Genomic DNA, 623 nt, shown 5'->3' on the forward strand with positions numbered 1-623 from the left:
CATACACAACCAAAAACCCAAGCCATTCATCTGGACAGCCAAGGCTAAGGATATCTTGGCTAAAGTTGTTCGTGCTAATCGCCGGTTAAGTTCCAAGCAAAATGCAACACTACACTAGGTATCTTGCAAAGTTTGAGTATCGGTTCAATCGGCGGTGTCGATTGGATGACATGATTGAGCGACTCGCCTACGTTGGCCTCAGGACGCCGCCCATGCCGTATCGTTTCTTACGAATGGCTGAGATTGGTGGGTAATCACATGGAACCCGACATATATTGATGGAGAACCGACATACCCACTCGATCAGGGGAAGAACAAAAAAATATCTATAAGATGACCCGATGACACACAGCAAAGTAGCCGTACCGGCGTAGAATGTTGTATGGTGAATTCAGAATCGTGGGCTGTATGGATGATTGATACGGCCTTCAAAGTACTCGAAATCCAGACTACTCGTCACACGCACCACAGTAACAGTATTGGTGTACTTGCTGTTCCTTCGGTGGGTTTCTTTCTCGCTGCACTGCAGATTGACAAGGATGAGCAAATCCATGTCGTATTTACGAAGAATTCTTTTCAACAATGAGGTCGTGCAAAACAACCGTGTCCCGGAATGTGATCCG

At 46.4% G+C, this 623-nt stretch carries 1 protein-coding gene and 1 pseudogene; one reads left to right on the forward strand and one right to left on the reverse strand.

The genetic code is table 11. The features are described 5' to 3' along the window. Positions 1–104: 104 nt before the first annotated feature. Positions 105–254: pseudogene (locus tag ACOCD2_RS24865) on the forward strand (IS1595 family transposase); the annotation flags it as partial. Positions 255–391: 137 nt separating this feature from the next. Here the strand turns inward: ACOCD2_RS24865 and ACOCD2_RS24870 are convergent. Next, a partial coding sequence (locus tag ACOCD2_RS24870; RefSeq protein ID WP_419584055.1) for a hypothetical protein occupies positions 392–623 on the reverse strand: 232 nt, incomplete at its 5' end.

The sequence above is a fragment of the Thiolapillus sp. genome (assembly GCF_048562965.1).
Taxonomy (GTDB): domain Bacteria; phylum Pseudomonadota; class Gammaproteobacteria; order Chromatiales; family Chromatiaceae; genus Thiolapillus; species Thiolapillus brandeum_A.